Origin of the sequence: Pseudomonas sp. HMWF021 (assembly GCF_003061005.1) — a bacterium.
Classification (GTDB): Bacteria; Pseudomonadota; Gammaproteobacteria; order Pseudomonadales; family Pseudomonadaceae; genus Aquipseudomonas.
The window spans coordinates 1-16,963 of record NZ_QAIK01000109.1; the positions used below are offsets into that span (position 1 = coordinate 1).

The window sequence follows — 16,963 nt, forward strand, 5'->3', positions numbered from 1 at the left end:
ACTTGACAGCGACAGCAGCGGCGGCGTGAGCAGCGATGAACTGAAAGCGGCGTTGCAGGCGGGTCGCGAACACCCGCCCGAAGAAAAGACCGCCAGTACCCAGACCACCAGCGAAGCGCTGAACCGGATGATTGCCAACTTGAGCAAACAGTATTCCCTCGACAATGCCGCGCCGGTGGGCAAATACCTGAATGTGGCGACTTGAGTTGATGGGGTGATGGGTGACCGTTTCCATGGATTGGTGTGGGAACGGTCATTTGAATACAGCGGGAAGAGATTGGTTGGCTGACACGCCGCTATCGCGAGCAGGCTCACTCCTACAGTGGGATTGAGTGCATTCAATTGGAGATTGGTTGGCTGTCAGGCCGCTATCGCTGGCAAGCCAGCTCCCACAGAGGGATTGAGTGCATTCAGTTGGAGATTGGTTGGCTGTCAGGCCGCTATCGCGAGCAGGCTCACTCCTACATTGGGATTGAGTGCATTCAATTGGAGATTGGTTGGCTGTCAGGCCGCTATCGCTGGCAAGCCAGCTCCCACAGAGGGATTGAGTGCATTCAATTGGAGATTGGTTGGCTGTCAGGCCGCTATCGCTGGCAAGCCAGCTCCCACAGAGGGATTGGGTGCAGTCAACTGGAGTTTGGTCGGCTCGAAGGCCGCCATCGCGAGCAGGCTCACTCCTACAGTTGGAATGGGTGTGGTCTGTTGGAGAGTGGTCGGCTCGTAGGCCGCCATCGCTGGCAGGCCAGCTCCCACAAGATCAAGATCAAAAGATCGCAGCCTTCGGCAGCTCCTACACAGGATGAGCGCAAGCTCGGCTGCAGCTCTTGATCTTGCCGTGCCGGCCCCTTCGGCAGGCTGAGTGGAGGGATTTATCCGGGGGTGGGAGCGCAGCGACCGTTTGGCGCAGCCAAACACATCGAGAGGAGGTGCAGCGAAGCAAACCGGAGGCGATGCCCCCGGATGAATTCCGGAGCGAAGGCACCCGAGCCTAAGCGAGGGCCGTACGCCGGGGCCAAGCCTTTTGCTTACTTTTCGGCGTCTGGAAAAGTGAGTCGCCGTAAGGGCGAAACCGCCAGCCGCAACACCCAGAAAACGGATATTCACCCAAAACCCCAGGAACCTGGTCGGCCCAAAGGCCGCCAAGTCAAACCAAACCAACCCAGCCAAACCTAAACCCGAGCCTGACTCTTGCTCCAATCCGTCAACAAACTATAAGCCACCGCCAACAACGTAGGCCCGATAAACAACCCGATAAACCCAAACGCAATCAACCCGCCAAACACCCCGAGCAGCACAATCACCAACGGCAGATTCCCGCCACGGCTGATCAGGTACGGCTTCAGCACGTTATCCACGCCACTGATGATGAACGTCCCCCAGATCCCGAGAAACACCGCCATCCCGTACTCACCCTTCCACGCCAGCCAGGCCGTGGCCGGAATCCACACCAACGGTGGCCCCATCGGAATCAGGCTCAACAGAAAGGTCACGATCCCCAGCACCAGCGCGCCCGGAACCCCGGCAATCAGAAAGCCGATCAACGCCAGAATCGCCTGCGCCGCCGCCGTCCCGATCACCCCGTTGACCACTCGCTGCACGGTGCCGGCCACCAGCTCGATGTAATACCCGGCCCGCTCACCGATCAGCCGCTCCAGCAGACTGTGTACAAATGCCGCCAGCCGCGGCCCGTCGCGATAGAAAAAGAACACGAAGACAATGCTCAGGGTCAGCTCGAGAATCCCGCCGCCAATCTGCGCACTGCGCGCCAGCAGCCAGTTGCCGACCTGCCCCAGATACGGCTTGATCGATACCATCAGTGCCGCGCCCTGTTGATCGATACTGTTCCAGACCCCGACCAGCCGCTCCCCCACCAACGGTACGGTGCCGAGCCAGGCCGGTGCCTCCGGCAGGCCGTCGACCTGTACATCCTTGATGAACGCCGTGGCATCGCGCACGTGATCGGCCAGGTTGAACCCCAACCACACCAGCGGCGCCGCCACCAGCAGCATCCAGCCCAGGGTCAAAATGCCTGCTGCAAGGGACTCGCGGCCATTGAGCCAACGGGTCAACAGACGCATCAGCGGCCAACTGGCGAACGCCAGCACCGCGCCCCAGAACAGTGCCGACCAGAACGGCGCCATCACCCACAGGCTGGCACCAAACAGCACCAGCAGGAGGATTTGCACCAACAGCCGATCGTTATTGAGCATGTAGAGTCTCGAAGAAGTCAGTCCGTCAAAGGGTAGGCGAACACACCACGCGTGCACGCCCGATGCAGCTTAACGCAACAGATCGATGCGCAGGCCGGGGCCGTCGGCGCTCCCCGCCTCCATCCGCGCCGCCCGCACACCCTGCCCGATCAGTGCCTGACGCCAGGCCTCGGCCTTGGGCCCGGCAATCGTCACGCGTTGGGTGGTATCAAGGTTCAAGCCACGGGAAATCAGCCGCAACCAAGTGTCATCAGGATCCCCCGTCAACTTGGGGAAATCCAGCTCGCCGGTGCTCTTGAGCTGGCGCAACAGCGTGGCCGATGTCGGCAGCAACTCGCCCAACGGCGCGTTCGCCTCAAACTGTTCAACATGCAGGTAGGCTTTGCGATTGCCGCGGGTGATGCTGTAGAGCGCCACCAGCGTGTTGTCCTTCGGCGCGGCCAGACGTAACAGCAGATAGGCCTGTTGCTCGTCGGCGCCGTAAAGCTTGGAGTTGCCGAACACCTCGTTGGCCCACAGGCTGCTTTCGCCGCAATCGCGGGCCTGGCACCAGAACAGCAACTCGGCGTCCTGCTTTTGCAGGGCTTCGCGGGCAGCGGTAAAGGCTTCGGTGGCGGAATGCTCCGGGGGCAGCTCGTAGGTCACCGAGGTGGTCTGGCCACGCGCGGTGACCTGGCCGTCAAAGCGCAACTGGCCGCTGATCTTGCGGATAGAGCCCAGCGGGTAGATCCGTTCGAGTTCAACGGGTGGGCGATAGTCGACGATCTGCGCATCGGCCAGACGCGGCACGATCTGCAGATCCTGGCTGCCGGGCACGTCGGCGGCGAACGAAACGGAACTGAAACAGCACAGCGCCAACAGACTGAGTGACCGCATAGTCAGGCTCATCGGATCGGCATGGCCTGGCGGGTCGGGGTCGCAGCGGTATAGAAATCCATCGTGTTTGTCTCCCATTTCAACCCGCCCAGCCTCGACAGTTGCCCGGTGCAAGTCAAGGAATGGCGAAGAACCGATTGAAACAGTCTGCGACAAGGTCGGCACCCGGCTCATCGTTGAGGTGCAAATGATGCCCGCCCGCCAGCTGTTCCTGGCTAAAGGGTAGACGCTCCAGCAGCTCCGGATGTTTGCCCAGCATGCCGTCGGCGGCAACCACCAGTTGCGCCGGGCAGGTGACGCGCTGAACGAAAGCCATCGCCTGCTCCTGGGTCAGGCGCAGCGGCGATGGCAGGGTCAGGCGATTGTCGGTGCGCCAGGTATAGCCACCGGGCACCGGCATCAAGCCGCGTTGCGCCAGCAGTTCGGCGGCCTCGCGACTGACCGCCACCAGGCCTTTCATCCGCGCTTCGATGGCGCGGTCGAGGGTGCTGTAGACCGGTTTGCGCTTCTCGCGCAGATCCAGCTGAGCTTGCAGGGCCATGCCCATGCGTTCGGCGGCATTTTCGCCTTTGTCCGTAGGAGGAATCACCCCGTCGATCAACGCCAGGTGAGTGATGCGCTCCGGCAATGAGCCGGCCAGCACCAGCGACACGATCGCGCCCATCGAGTGACCGAGCAGGCCGAAACGTTTCCAGCCCAGTTGCTCGGCGACCTGCAACACGTCATGGGCGTAGTCCCACAACGCATACCCGGCGCCGTTCGGACGGTGCCCCGAATGTCCATGCCCGGCCATGTCCAGCGCGATGATGCGCAAGCCTTTGAGCTTGGGCGCCAGGCGCGCAAAGCTGTTGGCGTTGTCGAGCCAGCCATGCAGGGCAATCACCGGCAGACCGTCCTCGGGGCCGAACAGATGCGCGGCCAGTTCGATATGCGGCAGGCTCAGGCGCACTTCTTCGAAAGTCGGGCTCATGCGCAGTCCTTGTCCTGACGACCTTCCCAGCGGTTGAACAGATTCTTCAGCAGCCGCGCGGTATCCTGCGGACGCTCCAGCGGAAACATGTGCCCGCCGGGCATGCTCAGCAATTCACCCTGCGGCAGGCGCGAGACGAAACTGCCGTGATGACGCATCACCACGCGGCTGGTATGCCCGCGCACCACCGCCAGTGGCACTTTCAATTGCCGGGTGCGGCCAGGGCTGGTGTGCGGCACGCCGCGATAGATGCTGATTTCAGTGGCCGGATCAAAACGCAGACGCAACTTGTCGCCGACCTTGTGCAAACCGTGTTGCAGGTAGGCGTCGAAGCACTCCGGGTCGAAACTTCGGAACAGGGTTTTCCCCGCAAAGTAACTGCGCGCACTGTCGAGATCGGCAAATTCTTCACGCCGGCCCAGCGTGCGCCCGGCCGGCGTCAGTTTGTCGATGAAACCGAAGCGCTTGGCGGCGCGAATCACCCATTGATCAGTGCGGGTGAGCACCGGCGAATCGAGCATGACCACCCCGCGATACAGCTCAGGGCAACGCAACGCCGCGTGCAGGTGCAGCACGCCGCCAAAGGAATGGCCGACGCCCCACACCGGTTGATCCTGCTGCTGCAGATGGTGGATCAGCTCGTCGACCAGGTTGTACCAGTTGTCGTCCGCCGGGAAACGCGGGTCATGGGCATGCTGCTCCAGATGCGCGACCCGGTACTCGGGCGCCAGCGCCGCGAACAACTTGCCATAGGTGCCCGAGGGAAACCCGTTGGCGTGGGCGAAAAAGATCGGTTGCGACATGCAGGCTTATCCATGAACGGGAAACGTGATGCTGATTGTCCGTAAGACCAGGATTCGCAGCAACGACCATAACTGCCAGAAAGGGTGGTGGAGATGTCGCGAAAAGCAAAAGATCGCAGGCTGCGCCAGCTCCTGCCCTGAGATACGATCCCATGTAGGAGCTGGCGCAGCCTGCGATCTTTTGATCTTATGGATCATCACCGTAGCGGCGGCTGCTCACCCAACGGCACCACCGCCATGGTAAGGCGCGACACACAACTGGCCTTGCCCTCGTCGCCGGTCAGGCGAATGTCCCAAACATGCGTGGTGCGACCAATGTGAATCGGTTTCGCCACGGCGGTCACCCGCCCGCTGCGCAAACCGCGCAAATGGTTGGCGTTGATCTCCAGCCCCACGCAATAGAACTTGCTCGCGTCGATGCACAGATAGCTGGCCATCGAGCCGACGGTTTCCGCCAGCACCACCGAGGCGCCGCCATGCAGCAGACCGTAGGGTTGGTGGGTGCGGTGGTCGATGACCATGCTCGCCGTCAGCGACTCGTCGTCGAAGGACTCGAAACGGATATCCAGCACTTCGCCGATGGTGTTTTTCTGGATTGCGTTCAACTGCTCGATGTTCGGGGTGGTGCGCCACAAGGTCATCGCAGGCTTCCTTTGTTGTTTTGATCGTAGGTCAATCCTGCCACAGCACCGCCTCGCTGCGCTCGCTCCATTCCTCAAAGCGCGCGCCATAGGTGTCTTCGATGACATTACGCTTGATCTTCAAGGTCGGCGTGAGAAAGCCGTTTTCCACCGCCCAACTGTCCTTGACCACCACCAGCCGCCGCAGCCGCTCATGCTTGTCGAGCACGGCGTTGACCTCTTCCAGCAGTTTTTCCAGGCTCGAATGCAGACTGGCCCGCCCCTCTTCCTGATTGACCGTCGACAGTACGCACAAACCCAGCGGCGCACTCAGGCCATCGCCGACCACACACACCTGTTCGATCCGCGAGTGCACTGCCAGACGGTTTTCAATCGGTGCCGGCGCCACGTATTTGCCTTTGCTGGTCTTGAAGATTTCCTTGAGCCGCCCGGTCAGGCGCAAGCGCCCCTCGGCGTCCTGTTCGCCCTTGTCGCCGGTACGCAGGAAGCCGTCTTCGGTCAGGGTCTCGGCAGTTTTTTGCGGCTCCTTGAAATAGCCGAGCATGTTCGCCTGACTGCGCACCAGCACCTCGCCGGACTCATCGATGCGCACCTCGACCTCCGGGCACGGCTTGCCGATCCAGCCCTGTTTGTACTGGCCCGGCAGACAAATGTGCGAGTAGCCGCAACTCTCGGTCATGCCATAGACCTCCAGCACATCGAGGCCGAGCTTCTGATACCAGTCGAGCAAGGTCTGCGGCACCGGCGCCGCACCGGACAGGGCCACGCGCAATGCATCCAGACCCAACCCGGCCAGCACCTTGTGCCCGACCCGCTTGCCAATCCATGGCAGACCCAGCAGAAAATCCAGGCGCCTGGCCGGGATCTTGCCGTACACGCCCATCTGGAATTTGGTCCAGATGCGCGGCACGCCGAACATCGCGGTGGGTCGCGCCCGTTGCAGGTCGGTGATGAAGGTGTCGAGGCTTTCGGCAAAAAACACCGTCTGCCCGGTGTAGATCGACGCCAGCTCAACAAACATCCGTTCAGCGACATGGCACAGCGGCAGGTACGACAGCAGCCGGTCGTTCTCGTTGAGTCCGAACAGTTGCGTGCCACGTGTGGTGGCAAACCCCAGATTGGCAAAGCTGTGCATTACACCCTTGGGCAATCCGGTGGTGCCGGAGGTATAGATGATGGTTGCCAGTTGCTCGCCTGCCGGGCGCGGATCGTCACGGATCGGCGAGCTCTTCTGCAGGTCGTCCCAACTGAAATCGAACTCACCGGGCGGATGCAGCGGCAGGCTGATGGTGGGCAAGCCCGCCGGTATCCCGGCGGACATACCCGGCCAGTCATCGAGTTTGCCGATGAACGCCAGCACACTTTCCGAATGCGTCAGTACCTGACTGACCGAGTCTGCCGTGAGGTTGGGATACAGCGGCACTGACACATGCCCGGCCATCCAGATGGCCAGATCGGCGATGATCCAGTGCGCGCAGTTTTTCGAGATCAGCGCGACGTGGCTGCCTTGCGGCAATTCCCGCGCGCGCAGCCAGTGCGCGGCGCAACGGGCCTGATGGCCGACATCGGCCCAGGTCAGGGTCTCGACCCGTCCGCCACCAATGGGTTGCACGAGAAAGTGCTGGCGCGGGTGCCGAGCCTCCCGTTCATAGAACACGTCCAGCGGCAAACGGAATGCGGCAGACATGCGACTCGCTCCTGTTTTTTGGGTCTGGAGCAAGCGTAGCCAACCAAGCAAGTGCTTGGTTGGATTTTTTACCAAAAGAAACAAGATCAAAAGATCGCAGCCTGCGGCAGCTCCTACACAAATCTCTGTAGGAGCTGCCGCAGGCTGCGATCTTTGCTTTTAAGGGTGCTTGAGGCTGTTAAGGGTCATCGAGCCAATCAGCAATTCAGCGCTTTCCAGCTCCGCCAGACCTGCTGTGCCGACCTTCTCCGGCGGATACCCGGCGCCATGCTGCAGATAGCTCAGCAGATTGCCCACCAACGGGTTGTGGCTGACCAGCAGCACGTTGCTCACCGACACCAGTTGATCAGTGACCTTGTCCGGATCAGTCTCCGGCGTCAGCCATTCGACCGTGCGAATCTCCGGCTCGAAACCCAGCGCCTCGCGAACAATCTGCGCGGTCTGTTGGGCGCGCAGATAAGGGCTGGCGTAGATCGCCGTCAGTGGCTGGCCGATCAATTGCGCGGCGCTGCTCAACGCCTCCTTGCGACCGTGCTCGGTCAGTTCCCGCTCGGAGTCGGGGCACGAGCCGTAAGGCACGGCCTCACCGTGGCGCAATACCCAGAGTTTCATAGCTTGGGCTCCTCATCGCGGACCGGGTGCGGGGCTGGCGGCACGGCGTGCGGCGCTTCGCCTTCCGGGGCACGCGGGGTTGGCCAGTCGGCGAACGGCCAGGGTTTCTGGTCGCTGTGAAAGCTGCCGAAGCGACCGATCTGCGCCAGAAACTGGCTCAGGCTGTCGCCAAAATTCATCAGGCCGGCGCTCGGCGCGCCATAAATCAGACGATAGATCAGCTGCACCAGCACTACTGCGCCGAGGATGAACTGCGCCACTTGCCAGACCAGCACGTAGACGATCATCCACAGCACGCGCAGGAGGATGGATTCGTACCCGGCTTCATTTTTCGGATCGTTCATGGCTCGCTTCCCGTTGAATCAGTTGAAACCGCTGGTGGAAATAAAGTCGACGTCGGTTTTCGGCTCGGCACGCATCAGTAGACCGATCACCTGCTCCAGCGTGCGCCCTTCGAACAGGATCGCATGCAGCCCGGCGACCAACGGCATGTACACGCCAACCTCCTGGGACTTGGCCTTGAGCACTTTCAGGGTGTTGACCCCTTCGGCCACTTCGCCCAGGCGCGACACCGCTTCATCGAGGCTCAAGCCCTGGCCCAGGGCAAACCCGACCTGATAGTTGCGGCTCTTGGGCGACGAACACGTCACGATCAAATCGCCGACCCCGGCCAGCCCCAGGAACGTCATCGGGTTGGCACCCTGATTCACCGCGAACCGGGTCATTTCGGCCAGAGCGCGAGTGATCAGCATGCTCTTGGTGTTCTCGCCCATCTCCAGCGCCACCGCCATGCCGGCGATGATCGCGTAGACGTTTTTCAACGCGCCGCCCAGCTCGACACCGAAGCGATCGGCACTGGCGTAAACGCGGAAGGTGCGACCATGCAGCGCAGCCTGCACCTGTTTGCACAGTTCTTCGTCTTCACTGGCGACCACGGTGGCGGTCAGCGCGTGCTCGGCGATTTCCCGCGCCAGGTTCGGCCCGGACAGCACGCCGATGCGCGCCTGCGGGGCGATTTCTTCGAGGATCTGGCTCATCAGTTTGAAGGTGTGGGCTTCGATGCCTTTGGTCAGGCTGACCAGCATCTTGCCGCTCAGGCGCTCGGCGTGGGCGGCCAGCACCGTGCGCAGCGCGCTGGACGGCAGCGCGACGAAGCACAGCTCGCAGGCGTCGAGGGTTTCCTGCAGGTCGGTGACTGCGGTCACCCCCGGCAGAATCTTGATGCCCTTGAGGTAACGCGGGTTCTCGCGATTGACCCGGATGGCCTCGGCCTGCTCGGGGTCTCGCATCCACTGCCGGACTTGATGGCCGTTCTCGGCCAAAAGATTGGCCACGGCGGTTCCAAAACTTCCGCCTCCCAGGACCGCAATCGGGCGCTGTTCAGTCATATGCAATCCGTTAATCCATACCAGTGGCGATGCCGGCATTATACGGGGCGACCGAAGCGCGGCCAGCCCCTGCGTCAATTACCGGCACTTGTAGGAAGAAGACCAATAAAGCCTAGGAAAATGCCCGCATCTTGAATGGAAAAGTCGCTGCCCTCGGTTAACATGCGCGCCAAATCTCTGTGATCAAGGCTGTGTCGTGTCTCTTGGCTCTCCCCCTTCGCGTTCGTCGTTGCTGCTGGCGCTGCTGTTCAGCCCGGTGTTGCAGGCGGACGACCTGTTCGTCGACAGCGAAGCACTGCCGCAGGTGCTGACGGCTACGCGCCTGAAGCAGACGCCGGCGGAAGTGCCGGGGAGCATGACCGTACTCGACAGCGAATTGATCAGCGCCAGCGGTGCCCGCGATATCAGCGAACTGTTGCGGTTGGTACCAGGGATGATGGTCGGCAACATCAGTGGCAATCAGGCGGCGGTCAATTACCACGGAACCAACGCCAGTGAAGCGCGGCGCATGCAAGTCCTGATCGATGGCCGTTCGGTGTACCGCGCAGGCCTTGCCACGGTGGACTGGAGCGATATTCCGGTGGCCATGGAAGACATCGAACGCATCGAGGTTTTCCGTGGCCCGAACACCGTCAGCTACGGCGCCAATGCGCTGATGGCGGTGGTCAACATCATCACCCGCAACCCGGCGGACAGCCACGGCACGCGCCTGAAGTACACCCGTGGCCAGCGCGGCATCAACGACTTCTATGCCAGCCAGGGCACGGGCTGGAATGGCGGTGATCTGCGTCTGTCGCTGTCCGGCCAGGAAGACGATGGCTTCGACAGCGACCGCACCGGCGCCGATTATCGCGACAGCCGCCGCTTGAACCGCTTCAGTCTCGCCGTCAGCCAGACCTTGAGCGACAACCAGAGCCTCGACTGGCAGGTCAACGCCAAGGACGGCAGCAACCAGCGGCCCTACACCTACCGTCCGGTGTTCTCGGGGATTACCGCTGCCGGGAACAATTCCGACGTGGTCGCCAAGGATTACGCCGGCTCGGTGCGCTGGAATCTCGACATCAACCCAGAACACAGCCTTTATATACAAGGCTCGGCCCAGCATTGGGATCGCCAGCAGGTGTGGCGCGCCTGTGATGCCGAAGTGTCGTTCAGCCCGCAACTGACACAGCTGTGGCAGCTCAACCCGAACTACACCGAGCGTCTGGCACGCAACATCACCCGCTTCACCGGCCCTGGCCCGGAAGCCGGGACGCCACAGGAAATGGCCCTGGCCAATCAGGTTCTCGACCAGTGGCGCAACGGTGCCAGTCAGACCCTGTGCGGCGACATCGATCAAAGCGCCCGGGAGTCGCGCTACGATCTTGAACTGCAGGACACCCTCAGCCTGTCCGACAGTCTGCGGCTGGTCAGCGGCCTGAACTACCGTTACGACCGCGCCGATTCCGAAACCTACTTCAACGGCACGCTGGACGACACCACCTGGCGTGCGTTCGGCCAACTGGAGTGGCGCGCCAGTGAACACTGGCTGTTGCAGGGCGGCGCGATGTTCGAAAACACCCAACTGATCGGCAGCTCGCTGACGCCAAGATTCGCCGTCAACTACCTGATCAACCCGCGCCATGGCCTGCGCGCGGTGTACTCGGAGGCGATCCGTTCGCCGGACATGTTCGAGAACAACGTCAACTGGAGCTATCAGGTGAGCAACCTGCGCCCCACGGCCTACGGTCAGTCTTCGGCGCGCTACTTCGTCAAGACCCGTGGCCCGGGTGATCTGGATCAGGAGCACATGCGCTCGCGCGAGTTGGGCTACAACGGCTATTTCGCCGAGCTGGGCCTGGCCGTGGACGTGAAGCTGTTCTACGACGAAATCACCGGGATGATCAGCGAGCCGCTGCGCAACAACCAGTTCATCGCCAGCAACGCCAACAGCTCACGTTTTCGCGGCACCGAAAGCCAGCTCGACTGGCGCCTGAGCCTGATCGATCGCTTGCGCCTGACCTATGCCTACGTCGATGCCGAGGCGAGCAATCCACTCGATCAACAATTCACCTCACGCAACAGCGGCTCCGCCGGTTGGCTGCGCGATTGGGGCCAGGGCTGGAACAGCGCCCTCTTCTATTACGGCGACAACGCGCTCAACGGCTACCGCTTCGAGCGGGTCGACACGCGCATCGCCAAACGCATCGCTCTGGGCAAGGCCCAGCTGCAACTGGCCGGCGTGCTGCAACAGCGGCTCGATAACCAGCCGACCACCTTCGTCGACAACAATTATGACGAGCGACGGGTGATGTATTTCAGCGCCGAGCTGGAGTTCTAGGGTGCGCCTGGGCACGGCAAACAAGACGCCAGGCCTGGTGCACTGGCTGGCCGGTGCCTGCCTGTTTTTGACCGCGTGGTTGCACGGCGTGGCGGTGCAAGCGGCCGACATTCTGTTGACCGGTGCCGAAGAAAGTCCCGGCGTGCAGGCCTTCGTCCAGGCCTTGAGCGAGTTGCGCCCCACTGACAACGTACGTTTTCAGCCACTGGCCAGCCTGCCGGCACCGGGCAAGTTGCCGGGCAATCTGCGCCTGATCCTGCTCGACCTGCCAAGCCTCGACTGGCGTCTGCAGGAAAGCCAGGGCCCGGCGACACTGGTGCTGCGCATCAGTCGCCTGCAAGCGCGACAACGTTTCGGTGCTGCGCAGCCACCGCGCTTGAGTCTGCTCTGGAGCGATCCGCCGTTGAGCCGCCAGTTGCAACTGATCCGACGGATTCTGCCGCAGGCACGGCGCGTCGGCGTGCTGTTCGATCAACACAGCGAATTCCTGCTCAAGGAGCTTGGCCTCACGGCACAGTCGATGAATCTGCAAATCATCAGCCAGCGCTGGGAAGACACCCAGGACAGCCGCCCCTTGCAAACGCTATTGCGCAACAGCGATGTGCTGCTGGGCCTGGACGATCCCGATCTGTACAACCCGAAAACTGCGAAAAACCTGCTGCTCAGCAGCTACGCGCGACAAGTGGCGCTGATCGGGCCGAACGCGTCGTTCGTGCGTGCCGGAAGCCTCGCCAGCACCTACACCGATCAGAAGGACTGGCTGGCGATCCTCGACAAACTGCTCGACCAGCCCCCGGCCAATTGGCCGCGAACGCTCTACCCCGACCATTTCAAGGTTTCGACCAATGCTCAGGTCGCTCATTCTCTGAGTATCGAACCGTTGAATGCAGTGTCTGTTGCCCGACAGCTGGCTGAAGGAGAAAGCCACCCATGAACCTGCGTCGCCGCTGGGATATCAATACCCGCACGCAATTGATCAGCCTGGGCCCCGCGCTGTTGCTGACCTTGCTGTTGATCAGTTTCTTCACCTTCGTGCGCATTCAGGATTTGCGTCAGGAGCTCAACCGCACCGGCCAGTTGATCGCCAACCAATTAGCCCCCGCCACGGAATACGGCGTGATCTCCGGCAACAATGAAGTGCTGGAAAGCCTGCTCAAGGCCACGCTGGCCACGCCCAACGTGCGTTTTCTGGAGGTACAGGACAGCGGCAACCGGATTCTGGCTTATGTCGAGCGCACCTCCGACGCGCATAACCGCCCGCATCAGGTCGAAGTGTTCCAGGCACCGGTGCGCTTGCAGCGGATTGCCTTGCACACGGATTTCTTTCAGGACGGCAAAGTCGGCAACAGCATCGCCAGCGAGGACTATCTGGGCCGGGTGATTGTCGGCCTGTCCAACGATGCCTTCAGCCAGCGCCAACAGGAAATCCTGCTCAAGGCCGGGATTCTGGCGCTGTTCGCCCTGCTCTTCACTTTTGTGCTGGCACGGCGTCTGGCGGGCAGCCTGTCGCAGCCGATTCGCGACATCGGCAACGCGGTCAAAGCGATCCAGGAAGGCGACTACAAAGCGGCGCTGCCGATCGTCGATGACACTGAACTGGGCGCGCTGTCGCAGCACATCAACAACCTGGCCCACGCCCTGGAACAGGCCAGCCGCGAACAGCATCAGGCGATGGCGCAACTGATCCAGACCCGCGAAGAAGCGGAAAAGGCCAACAACGCCAAATCCGATTTCCTAGCGATGATGAGCCACGAACTGCGCACGCCCATGAACGGCGTGCTGGGCATGTTGCAGTTGCTCGAAACCACCGACATGACCGAGGAGCAGATCGAGTACGCAGCACTCGCCTCCGAGTCCACCGAGCATCTGCTGAAAGTCATCAACGACATTCTCGATTTCTCGCGCATCGAACGCTCGGAACTGGAACTGGAGCACATCCCGTTCAACCTCGCCGACCTGATCGGCGCCTGCGCCCAGTCGTTCCAGCACAGTGCGGTGCAGCGCGGCCTGAGCCTGCAGTTGCGGGTGCCCGACGACATGCAGGATTTGCAGGTGCAGGGTGACCCGACGCGGATCCGGCAGATTCTGGTCAATCTGGTCGGCAATGCCTTGAAGTTCACCGAGCGCGGTCAGGTCAGCATCGAGGCGCAATGGCAGTCTCTGGACCACGAGCTGCTGTGGTTCACCTGCTCGGTGCGCGACAGCGGCATCGGGATCTCGTCGGAAAGTCTGGAGTTGATGTTCAACGCCTTCCAGCAGGCAGACAGTTCGATTTCCCGGCGTTATGGCGGCACCGGCCTCGGCCTGCCGATCGCCCGCACGCTGGCCGAACGCATGGGCGGTACGCTGCGTGCGCAAAGCGAAGAAGGCCAGGGTTCGGTGTTCACCCTGGAAATCCCGCTGGCGTTGTACAAGCAGACGTTGCCACAGCTGGCGGCACCGCGCTCAACCAACGGCAACGGGCATGGCGAAGGCCGTAATGTGTTGCTGGTGGAGGACAATCCGGTCAATCAGACGGTCATCGAAGCCATGCTGCGCAGCCTGGGCTTTACCGTCGCCGTCGCCACCGATGGCGCGCAAGCGGTGCGCCGCGCCGAAGGCAATGATTTCGAAGTGATTCTGATGGACTGCCGCCTGCCGGTCATCGACGGCTACGAAGCGACCAGGCAGATCCGTCAACTGCCTGGGCGCGGCGAAGTGCCGATCATCGCACTGACCGCCAATGCGTTGCAGGGCGACCGGGAAACTTGCCTGGCGGCGGGCATGAACGATTATCTGGCCAAGCCGTTCAAACGCAATGACCTACAGCAGATTCTGCAGCGCTGGGTGCAGTAGCGACGGTTTTTCGACCATCTGCGACTGGCGTGAAAAGCGAAAGTGCGGCAGTCTTAGGCACCCGAACGAGCCTCAAAAGGGGCTTGAATAAAAATTTCAGTGCACAAGTGTACATTCATGTCCTTGGTGCTGTGACTTTCACCACAACGCAATAGTCTATGAGTAGGCTGCCGGTACGAGGCATGAACGCGTCGATCGGCCGGGAAGATTTGCCCCACCTGCCGCATGGGATTATTGAGGAGCTCGCATGACCAAACAAAACGCCTTTACTCGGGAAGACCTGCTGCGCTGCAGTCGCGGTGAGCTGTTCGGCCCAGGTAACGCGCAACTGCCCGCCCCGAACATGCTGATGGTGGATCGCATCACCCTGATCAGCGAAGAAGGCGGCAAGTACGGCAAAGGTGAATTGGTCGCCGAGCTGGATATCAACCCTGACCTGTGGTTCTTCGCGTGCCACTTCGAAGGCGATCCGGTGATGCCGGGCTGCCTGGGTCTGGACGCCATGTGGCAACTGGTCGGCTTCTTCCTGGGCTGGCAAGGCCTGCCGGGCCGCGGCCGTGCGCTGGGTTCGGGCGAAGTGAAATTCTTCGGCCAGGTCCTGCCGACCGCCAGGAAAGTCACCTACAACATCCATATCAAACGCGTCCTCAAGGGCAAGCTGAACCTGGCCATCGCCGATGGTTCGGTGACTGTCGACGGTCGCGAAATCTACACCGCCGAAGGCCTTCGCGTCGGCGTGTTCACCTCCACTGACAACTTCTAAGGGTTATTCGCATGCGCCGCGTCGTTATCACTGGTCTGGGCATTGTTTCGTGCCTGGGCAATGACAAAGAGACCGTCTCCGCTAACCTGCGTGCAAGCCGCCCTGGCATCCGGTTCAACCCGGAATATGCTGAAATGGGTCTGCGTAGCCAGGTTTCCGGCTCCATCGACCTCAACCTTGAAGAACTGATCGATCGCAAGATCTATCGTTTCGTCGGCCACGCAGCGGCCTACGCCTACCTGGCCATGAAAGACGCGATCACTGACTCCGGCCTGACCGAAGAGCAGGTGTCCAACCCGCGTACCGGCCTGATCGCCGGCTCCGGTGGCGCGTCGACCCTGAACCAGATGGAAGCGCTGGACATCCTGCGCGAGAAAGGCGTGAAGCGCGTTGGCCCATACCGTGTAACGCGGACCATGAGCAGCACCGTTTCCGCATGTCTGGCCACGCCGTTCAAGATCAAGGGCCTGAACTACTCCATCGCTTCTGCCTGCGCCACCAGTGCTCACTGCATCGGTACCGCCATGGAACAGATCCAGATGGGCAAGCAGGACATCGTCTTCGCCGGTGGCGGTGAAGAAGAACACTGGAGCCAGTCGTTCCTGTTCGACGCGATGGGCGCCCTGTCCAGCAAGCGTAACGACACCCCGGAACAAGCTTCCCGTGCCTACGACGCCGACCGTGACGGTTTCGTCATTGCCGGCGGTGGCGGCATGGTTGTGGTTGAAGAGCTGGAACACGCGCTGGCCCGTGGCGCCAAGATCTACGCCGAAATCGTTGGCTACGGCGCAACGTCCGACGGCTACGACATGGTTGCCCCAAGTGGCGAAGGCGCGATCCGCTGCATGCAGATGGCAATGTCCACCGTCGACACCCCGATCGACTACCTGAACACCCACGGCACTTCGACTCCGGTCGGCGACGTCGCGGAAATGAAAGGTGTGCGTGAAGTGTTCGGCGACAAGGCGCCTGCGATCAGCTCGACCAAGAGCCTGTCCGGTCACTCCCTGGGCGCCGCCGGCGTTCACGAAGCGATCTACTGCATGCTGATGATGGAAGGCAACTTCATCGCCGGTTCCGCCAACATCGACGAACTGGACCCTGAAGTGGCCGATCTGCCGGTGCTGACCAAGACCCGCGAAAACGCCACCATCAACACCGTGATGAGCAACAGCTTCGGCTTCGGCGGCACCAACGCCACGCTGGTGCTGAAGCGCTGGGAAGGCAAGTAATTCTCCCCGCTTGAGCCACACACAAAAACGCCCCGACTGGTTCGGGGCGTTTTTTTTGGCCTGCACAAATTACTGAGCAACGCATAACCCGTGTAGGAGCTGCCGCAGGCTGCGATCTTTTGATCTTGTCTTTTAAAAATGAAAGTCAAAAGATCGCAGCCTTCGGCAGCTCCTACATAGGGTTGCGTCGGGTTGAAAATGAAACTTCTGTCATGCAACTTCCCACCCTGCGACCGAATGTCGCGGATTTAGCGGCCTGCAGCACTGTTGCAAAAACCGCAACAACACCTTGCGCAAATCAAGCGTTTACTTAGCAAGCTAACAAATCATATAAAAGAGTCCTGCACACGCCTTGCTGCAGATAACTTGAGATTTGGAGCTAGCAGATGACTGTAAAAGTAACTGAACGCGACGATTCACACATGTCCCATGAAGGCGTAGCCGCCGGTGTACGGATCTGGGATGTGCATCAACAAGACTTGTTGGTCGGCATGTTCCACAACGAGATCGATGCCCACAACTACAAGGCCGAACTCGAACTGCAAGAACAGCAACGTGATCTGAAATCCGCTTAGGCGAATATTGAACCTGTGGCGAGGGAGCTTGCTCCCGCTGGGGGCGCGAAG

15 protein-coding genes and 1 pseudogene are annotated in these 16,963 nt (G+C 61.2%); 7 read left to right on the top strand and 9 right to left on the bottom strand.

Annotated elements, in window-relative coordinates; translation table 11 throughout:
* Positions 1–205 (top strand): annotated as a pseudogene (locus DBR18_RS14935) (histidine kinase); the annotation flags it as partial.
* A 964-nt stretch (positions 206–1,169) separates the two neighbouring features.
* Here DBR18_RS14935 and DBR18_RS14940 read toward each other — a convergent pair.
* The 9 genes from DBR18_RS14940 to DBR18_RS14980 all read right to left on the bottom strand — a co-directional run bounded on the left by DBR18_RS14940 (position 1,170) and on the right by DBR18_RS14980 (position 9,187).
* Positions 1,170–2,210 carry an AI-2E family transporter gene (locus DBR18_RS14940; protein ID WP_108590880.1) on the bottom strand — a complete coding sequence of 347 codons (1,041 nt, stop codon included), beginning with the start codon at positions 2,208–2,210 and terminating at the stop codon, positions 1,170–1,172.
* Positions 2,211–2,279: 69 nt separating this feature from the next.
* On the bottom strand, positions 2,280–3,086 hold the full coding sequence (locus tag DBR18_RS14945; RefSeq protein ID WP_108590881.1) for a DUF4892 domain-containing protein: 807 nt from the start codon (positions 3,084–3,086) through the stop codon (positions 2,280–2,282).
* Positions 3,087–3,201: 115 nt separating this feature from the next.
* Positions 3,202–4,056: an alpha/beta hydrolase gene (locus DBR18_RS14950; protein WP_108590882.1), complete on the bottom strand. Its 855-nt coding sequence runs from the start codon at positions 4,054–4,056 to the stop codon at positions 3,202–3,204.
* A complete protein-coding gene (locus tag DBR18_RS14955; protein WP_108590883.1) occupies positions 4,053–4,859 on the bottom strand; it encodes an alpha/beta fold hydrolase in 807 nt (268 codons plus the stop codon). Before DBR18_RS14955 ends, DBR18_RS14950 begins: the two co-directional genes overlap by 4 nt.
* Positions 4,860–5,056: 197 nt before the next feature.
* Positions 5,057–5,500, bottom strand: coding sequence for a hotdog fold thioesterase (locus DBR18_RS14960; RefSeq protein ID WP_108590884.1), 444 nt, complete (start codon positions 5,498–5,500; stop codon positions 5,057–5,059).
* A 31-nt stretch (positions 5,501–5,531) separates the two neighbouring features.
* On the bottom strand, positions 5,532–7,187 hold the full coding sequence (locus DBR18_RS14965) for an AMP-binding protein (RefSeq protein ID WP_108590885.1): 1,656 nt from the start codon (positions 7,185–7,187) through the stop codon (positions 5,532–5,534).
* A gap of 159 nt (positions 7,188–7,346) precedes the next feature.
* Positions 7,347–7,799 carry a phosphohistidine phosphatase SixA gene (gene sixA, locus DBR18_RS14970; protein ID WP_108590886.1) on the bottom strand — a complete coding sequence of 151 codons (453 nt, stop codon included), beginning with the start codon at positions 7,797–7,799 and terminating at the stop codon, positions 7,347–7,349.
* Positions 7,796–8,143 (bottom strand): DUF4389 domain-containing protein, encoded by a 348-nt coding sequence (locus tag DBR18_RS14975; RefSeq protein WP_108590887.1) that lies wholly within the window; start codon positions 8,141–8,143, stop codon positions 7,796–7,798. The genes sixA and DBR18_RS14975 overlap by 4 nt, the downstream gene beginning before the upstream one ends.
* A gap of 18 nt (positions 8,144–8,161) precedes the next feature.
* On the bottom strand, positions 8,162–9,187 hold the full coding sequence (locus DBR18_RS14980; RefSeq protein WP_108590888.1) for an NAD(P)H-dependent glycerol-3-phosphate dehydrogenase: 1,026 nt from the start codon (positions 9,185–9,187) through the stop codon (positions 8,162–8,164).
* Positions 9,188–9,383: 196 nt separating this feature from the next.
* Here DBR18_RS14980 and DBR18_RS14985 point away from each other — a divergent pair, with 196 nt between their 5' ends.
* From DBR18_RS14985 to DBR18_RS15010, 6 genes are all read left to right on the top strand, one after another.
* Positions 9,384–11,507: a TonB-dependent siderophore receptor gene (locus DBR18_RS14985; RefSeq protein WP_108590889.1), complete on the top strand. Its 2,124-nt coding sequence runs from the start codon at positions 9,384–9,386 to the stop codon at positions 11,505–11,507.
* A gap of 1 nt (position 11,508) precedes the next feature.
* A complete protein-coding gene (locus DBR18_RS14990) occupies positions 11,509–12,441 on the top strand; it encodes an ABC transporter substrate-binding protein (RefSeq protein ID WP_108590890.1) in 933 nt (310 codons plus the stop codon).
* Entirely contained in the window at positions 12,438–14,342 is a 1,905-nt protein-coding gene (locus DBR18_RS14995) for a response regulator (protein ID WP_108590891.1), read from the top strand. The genes DBR18_RS14990 and DBR18_RS14995 overlap by 4 nt, the downstream gene beginning before the upstream one ends.
* A 247-nt stretch (positions 14,343–14,589) precedes the next feature.
* Complete coding sequence (gene fabA, locus DBR18_RS15000) at positions 14,590–15,105, top strand: 3-hydroxyacyl-[acyl-carrier-protein] dehydratase FabA (RefSeq protein WP_015096438.1); 516 nt, start codon at positions 14,590–14,592, stop codon at positions 15,103–15,105.
* Between the two features lie 11 nt (positions 15,106–15,116).
* A complete protein-coding gene (fabB, locus tag DBR18_RS15005; RefSeq protein ID WP_007968959.1) occupies positions 15,117–16,337 on the top strand; it encodes a beta-ketoacyl-ACP synthase I in 1,221 nt (406 codons plus the stop codon).
* A 386-nt stretch (positions 16,338–16,723) separates the two neighbouring features.
* Positions 16,724–16,912 (top strand): hypothetical protein, encoded by a 189-nt coding sequence (locus tag DBR18_RS15010; protein WP_003227153.1) that lies wholly within the window; start codon positions 16,724–16,726, stop codon positions 16,910–16,912.
* The last annotated feature ends 51 nt before the right edge of the window (positions 16,913–16,963 follow it).

Bases quoted from the DNA above. Each gene is read 5' to 3' on its own strand.
- DBR18_RS14965 (WP_108590885.1), bottom strand. From the start codon at position 7,187: ATGTCTGCCGCATTCCGTTTGCCGCTGGACGTGTTCTATGAACGGGAG.
- DBR18_RS14955 (WP_108590883.1), bottom strand. From the start codon at position 4,859: ATGTCGCAACCGATCTTTTTCGCCCACGCCAACGGGTTTCCCTCGGGC.
- DBR18_RS15010 (WP_003227153.1), top strand. From the start codon at position 16,724: ATGACTGTAAAAGTAACTGAACGCGACGATTCACACATGTCCCATGAA.
- DBR18_RS14995 (WP_108590891.1), top strand. From the start codon at position 12,438: ATGAACCTGCGTCGCCGCTGGGATATCAATACCCGCACGCAATTGATC.
- fabA (WP_015096438.1), top strand. From the start codon at position 14,590: ATGACCAAACAAAACGCCTTTACTCGGGAAGACCTGCTGCGCTGCAGT.
- DBR18_RS14975 (WP_108590887.1), bottom strand. From the start codon at position 8,143: ATGAACGATCCGAAAAATGAAGCCGGGTACGAATCCATCCTCCTGCGC.
- fabB (WP_007968959.1), top strand. From the start codon at position 15,117: ATGCGCCGCGTCGTTATCACTGGTCTGGGCATTGTTTCGTGCCTGGGC.
- DBR18_RS14950 (WP_108590882.1), bottom strand. From the start codon at position 4,056: ATGAGCCCGACTTTCGAAGAAGTGCGCCTGAGCCTGCCGCATATCGAA.
- DBR18_RS14940 (WP_108590880.1), bottom strand. From the start codon at position 2,210: ATGCTCAATAACGATCGGCTGTTGGTGCAAATCCTCCTGCTGGTGCTG.
- sixA (WP_108590886.1), bottom strand. From the start codon at position 7,799: ATGAAACTCTGGGTATTGCGCCACGGTGAGGCCGTGCCTTACGGCTCG.
- DBR18_RS14960 (WP_108590884.1), bottom strand. From the start codon at position 5,500: ATGACCTTGTGGCGCACCACCCCGAACATCGAGCAGTTGAACGCAATC.
- DBR18_RS14980 (WP_108590888.1), bottom strand. From the start codon at position 9,187: ATGACTGAACAGCGCCCGATTGCGGTCCTGGGAGGCGGAAGTTTTGGA.
- DBR18_RS14945 (WP_108590881.1), bottom strand. From the start codon at position 3,086: ATGCGGTCACTCAGTCTGTTGGCGCTGTGCTGTTTCAGTTCCGTTTCG.